The 4310-nt window shown below is 64.2% G+C and carries 3 protein-coding genes and 1 pseudogene; 3 read left to right on the forward strand and 1 reads right to left on the reverse strand.

Annotation, left to right across the window (positions count from 1 at the left end; genetic code table 11):
* Positions 1–264, forward strand: a pseudogene (locus VLR48_RS09380) (TldD/PmbA family protein); the annotation flags it as partial.
* Positions 261–1580, forward strand: a complete 1320-nt coding sequence (locus VLR48_RS09385) for a metallopeptidase TldD-related protein (protein WP_325291530.1) — start codon at positions 261–263, stop codon at positions 1578–1580. The pseudogene VLR48_RS09380 and the gene VLR48_RS09385, both read left to right, overlap by 4 nt.
* A 134-nt stretch (positions 1581–1714) precedes the next feature.
* Here VLR48_RS09385 and VLR48_RS09390 read toward each other — a convergent pair whose 3' ends face one another.
* The gene (locus VLR48_RS09390; protein ID WP_414718597.1) at positions 1715–2248 is read right to left on the reverse strand and encodes an REP-associated tyrosine transposase; all 534 of its coding nucleotides are present in this window, start codon (positions 2246–2248) and stop codon (positions 1715–1717) included.
* A gap of 375 nt (positions 2249–2623) precedes the next feature.
* On the opposite strand from VLR48_RS09390, the gene VLR48_RS09395 reads away from it, so the two are divergent.
* Entirely contained in the window at positions 2624–4264 is a 1641-nt protein-coding gene (locus VLR48_RS09395) for a hypothetical protein (RefSeq protein WP_325291532.1), read from the forward strand.
* Positions 4265–4310 lie beyond the last annotated feature (46 nt).

Consider the following 4310-nt stretch of genomic DNA (forward strand, 5'->3'; position numbering starts at 1 on the left):
AGCCGCAACAAGTTCCAGTTCGGCTGCGAGCTGGGTCGGTTGATCGAGGACGGGGAGCTGAAGGGCCTGGTGCGCAACCCGGGCTATCGCGGCATCTCCGCGAGCTTCTGGCGAAGCCTCGACGGCGTCGGCGGTCCGGAGAGCCTGGAGATCCGCGGGGTGTGTAACTGCGGCAAGGGCGAGCCGAATCAATCGGTCTACGTCGGTCATGCCACGCCGCCCTGTCTGTTTCGCGATGTCGCCGTCTTCGGAGGTGGCGAATGAACGCCGATGCCTTTTTCGCCTTGGCCGATCATCTGAACGCCGAGCTGCAGGGCGCCGAGATCCTCTTCTCCAACCTCTCGAACGAGTCTTCGGACTTCGTGCGACTCAACCGCAACCGGGTCCGTCAGGCCGGGCATGTCGGCTCGACCGCCCTGGACTTGACCCTGATCGAGGGCTCCAGACAGGTCGAGGGCGGCTGCGATTTGAGCGGCGATCCGGGCGAGGATCAAGCCCGTGCGCGGCGTCTGCTCGCCCGGCTGCGCGAGCGTCTGGCGCACGTCCCGGACGATCCCTATCTGAGTTTTTCAGCCGAGCCGTCCGAGAGCGACCGACGCGGCGAAGCACGCCTACCGATCGCCGCCGAGGCGATCGGCGAGCTCATCGAGGTCGCCCACGAGATGGACCTTGTCGGGATCTGGGCGAGCGGCGAGATCGCCGAGGGGCTCGCCAGCTCGATCGGGCATCGCCACTGGCACGCGAGTGCCAGCTTCAACCTGGATTGGAGTTGTTATCTGGAGGCGGACAAGGCGGTCAAATCCGCCTACAGCGGCCTCGACTGGGATCCGGAGATCCTGCGTGGCAAGCTCGAAGCGATGCGCGAGGGGCTGCACATCATGTCGCGCCCGGCACGCATCCTGGAGCCGGGGCGCTACCGGGCTTATCTGGCGCCGAGCGCCGTCGGCGAGCTGATGGGCATGCTCGCCTGGGGCGGGTTCGATCTGAAGAGCCACCGCACCCATCAGACCCCGCTGCTCAAGATGACGCGCGGCGAGCGCAGCTTCGACCCGCGCATCGGGATCCACGAAGAGCACGACCGCGGTCTTGCACCCCGCTTCACGCCCGAGGGCTTTCCGACACCGCCGCGCGTTGCACTGGTCGAAGGCGGTCGCTTCGCCGGATGTCTCGTCGACGCCCGTTCGGGCAAGGAATACGGCGAGCCGGTCAATGCCGCCAGCGATGCGCCCGGATCGCTCGGCCTGGATGCCGGGACGTTGGATGCCGCCGATGTCCCGGGTCAACTCGATACGGGGTTGTGGATCGGCAACCTCTGGTACTGCAACTGGTCCGACCCCAATGACTGCCGCGTTACCGGCATGACCCGTTTCGGCACCTATTGGGTCGAGGCCGGCGAGATCGTCGCACCAGTCAAGGTCATGCGCTTCGACGACAGCCTCTACCATCTACTCGGCGATCGCCTGGAGGTTCTGACACGCGAGCGCGAGCTGCTCCTCTCCGCCGAGACCTACGACGGGCGCTCGACCGACAGCGCGTTGCTGCCCGGTCTTCTGGTGTCGGGGATCGATTTGACGCTGTGAAATGGCGGCTCGCGGCATCCGCAGCCGTCGGCAGGGCGTCGTCTCAAGAACCCTTTCACATAGGCGTTTGACTCGTGACACCGCTCTGCGGTGTCACGCATCTATTGGCGCTACGCGCCACGATCGAGCTTGAGTCACCAATCCCTGAACACATCGACCAACCCCGCGCGCCCGGCATAGCAGCGCGCGCTCGACCAGCGCCAATGCTCCGGATCATCCACAAAACCCCGCTTCACCGGATTGTTGTGGATGTACTCCAGCTTCTGTCTCAACATCACTTTCCCCTCGATGCATTCCGGATGGGATCCCTCTTGCCAGAGCTGATACGAGCGATCGCTGCGTCTCGCCTTGAACGTGAACCCCATGCGATCCAGAAGCCGTCGTGCGCCCTGTTCCTCCAGCAGATCGATGAGCCTCCTGGCCGAGTAGGATTTGAAACGCTTCCAGAAATCCGGCAGGTTAGGCGCCTGAGCCACCGCATGCAGGTGGTTTTCCAGCACGACGAAGCCATAGATTCGAAGCGCGGCATGTTCCTGCAGGTATGACCAAGAGTCGAACACCACTTGAGCGGTTTCAGGTCGAGTGAAAATGGGCAGCCATTCGACGACGGTACAGGTCAAGAAATGTGGGTGCTCCTCCGAGGCGAAACGGTAGCGTGTCCGAGCCATTGGTGCCCCGTGGAAATATCGTTTCGTGTACTCTACTCGATCGTCTGCTTCGTTGTGAACCGCATCTTGACTCGCAGTGTTTCACCCTTCGATCGCCTCCTGTGCACGTGGCGCGGAGCGCCAAGGGATGCGTGACACCGCCGAGCGGTGTCACGAGCTATGGAGCTGACGGCTGAGGTGATCTCGCGGCTCCGCTTATTTTCTTCTCGTGACACCGCCCAGCGGTGTCACGCCTCTACTGGCGCTCCGCGCTACGTGCTGGGCCAATCGACCATGCGTTGCCACGCAAAGAGCGCCGGCCGGCGGGGTTCCGGTGTTCTAATGGTGACCATACCGACCCGCGCCCCGATGCGCTGCCTATAGAGGGACGAAGGCATGCCCGATTATCTGAAACCCCTGTTTAACCCCCGCCTGCTAGCCGAGGCACTGCGCGAGCAGCCACCTTCACCGGACGACGCTCAACGCGCGATCGCCTTGAGCTGGGCCGCCGGCGCGGCGAACGGCAGCCTGCTGGGCCGGAAGGAAAAACCCCTGCAAGGCCAATTCCTGAGCGAGGTGATGGACCGGCTGCTGGGCTTTCGCCAGCTCGTCGGCTCCGAGGGCGCGCATCACATGGACCCCGAGACCAGCTCCGGGACGGTGAAGGGCTATCGACCGCCGGATGCCCGTCTGGGCTGGTTCGGGGCCACCGTAGATCTCACCCGCGCGGTCCTTGAGCTGAAGGCGCCGGGGGCGGATCTGGACGCCAAGCAGGGTGCCGGTTACGGCAAGCTTACGCCGGTGGAGCAGGCGTTCGGTTATGCCGCCAAGGTCGATGGCTGCCGCTGGGTCATCGTCAGCAACTTCATCGAGCTGCGGCTCTACCGCACCGACCGGGGGCAGGGTTACTGCCAGCGTTTTTGGTTAGCCGATCTGACCGATCCCGAGCGTCTGGAGGTTTTCCTCTTCCTGCTTGGTCGCGAGACGCTGCTCGGCGCCAATCCCGCCGCGCCGAGCCCGGTCGAGCGTCTGGCCAGCCACACGCATGTCGCCGAGGAGCGGATCACCAAGGCCTTCTATGTCTTCTATCGGGATCTGCGGCTCGATCTCTTTTATCGGCTGCGCGCCGACAACCCGGCGCCTGCGTCCCTGTCGGTCGAATCACACGCCGTGCGGCTTCTGGAGCAGGCCCAAAAGCTCCTCGACCGCTGTCTCTTCATTTGCTTCTGCGAGGATATCGGCCTGCTGCCGGCCAAGGTGCTCAACAGCGCCCTGACCGTCAAGAACGCCGGATTCGTCAGCGTTTCGCGCTGGCAGCAGCTCTGCGGTCTGTTCGACGCCATGGACAAGGGTCTGCCCGCGATGCAGATCAACGCCTACAACGGCGGTCTGTTCGCCAGGGATGCCGCGCTCGATGCGCTGGTGGTGGCCGATGCCGCGCTCGACGGCATCCGTGCGCTCTCGGACTACGACTTCGAGACCGATCTGAACGTCAACATTCTGGGCCACATCTTCGAGCAATCGATCACCGACCTGGAGTCCATCCGCGCCGAGATTCGCGGCGAGGGCGACGACCGGCAGCGCTCGCGACGCAAGCGCGACGGCATCTTCTACACCCCGGATCTCATCACACGTTTCATGGTCGCACGCACTATCGGCGGCTGGCTCGCCGAGCGTCATGCGCAGATCGAGGCCCGGCATCGCACCGGCAAGCCTGGCCCCCTGTCGAACGAGACCCGTCTGAAGATCTGGGTGGACCATCTCGACGTCCTGCGGCGCATCAAGGTGCTGGATCCTGCGTGCGGATCGGGCGCCTTCCTGGTCGCCGCCTTCGAGTATCTGATCGGCGAGTACGAGCGGGTCAACCGCACGATCGCCGAGCTGAGCGGTGCGCCCGGACAGCTCGGCCTGTTCGATCTCGACCGCCAGATCCTGCAGGACAACCTGTTGTTTCCCATCCTGATCCGCAAACCACCGGCCATTTTTGCAGGGAATTTTCCACCGGTGATGTCGTTTTCCGGTGAAGCAATGCGGTAAGCGCGGAGCGCGGATGTCCCGCACGCTTCACCGGCGTGCATCCTCG

The organism is Thiocapsa sp., from assembly GCF_035467215.1.
Classification (GTDB): Bacteria; Pseudomonadota; Gammaproteobacteria; order Chromatiales; family Chromatiaceae; genus Thiocapsa.

Bases quoted from the DNA above. Each gene is read 5' to 3' on its own strand.
- VLR48_RS09385 (WP_325291530.1), top strand. From the start codon at position 261: ATGAACGCCGATGCCTTTTTCGCCTTGGCCGATCATCTGAACGCCGAG.
- VLR48_RS09390 (WP_414718597.1), bottom strand. From the start codon at position 2,248: ATGGCTCGGACACGCTACCGTTTCGCCTCGGAGGAGCACCCACATTTC.
- VLR48_RS09395 (WP_325291532.1), top strand. From the start codon at position 2,624: ATGCCCGATTATCTGAAACCCCTGTTTAACCCCCGCCTGCTAGCCGAG.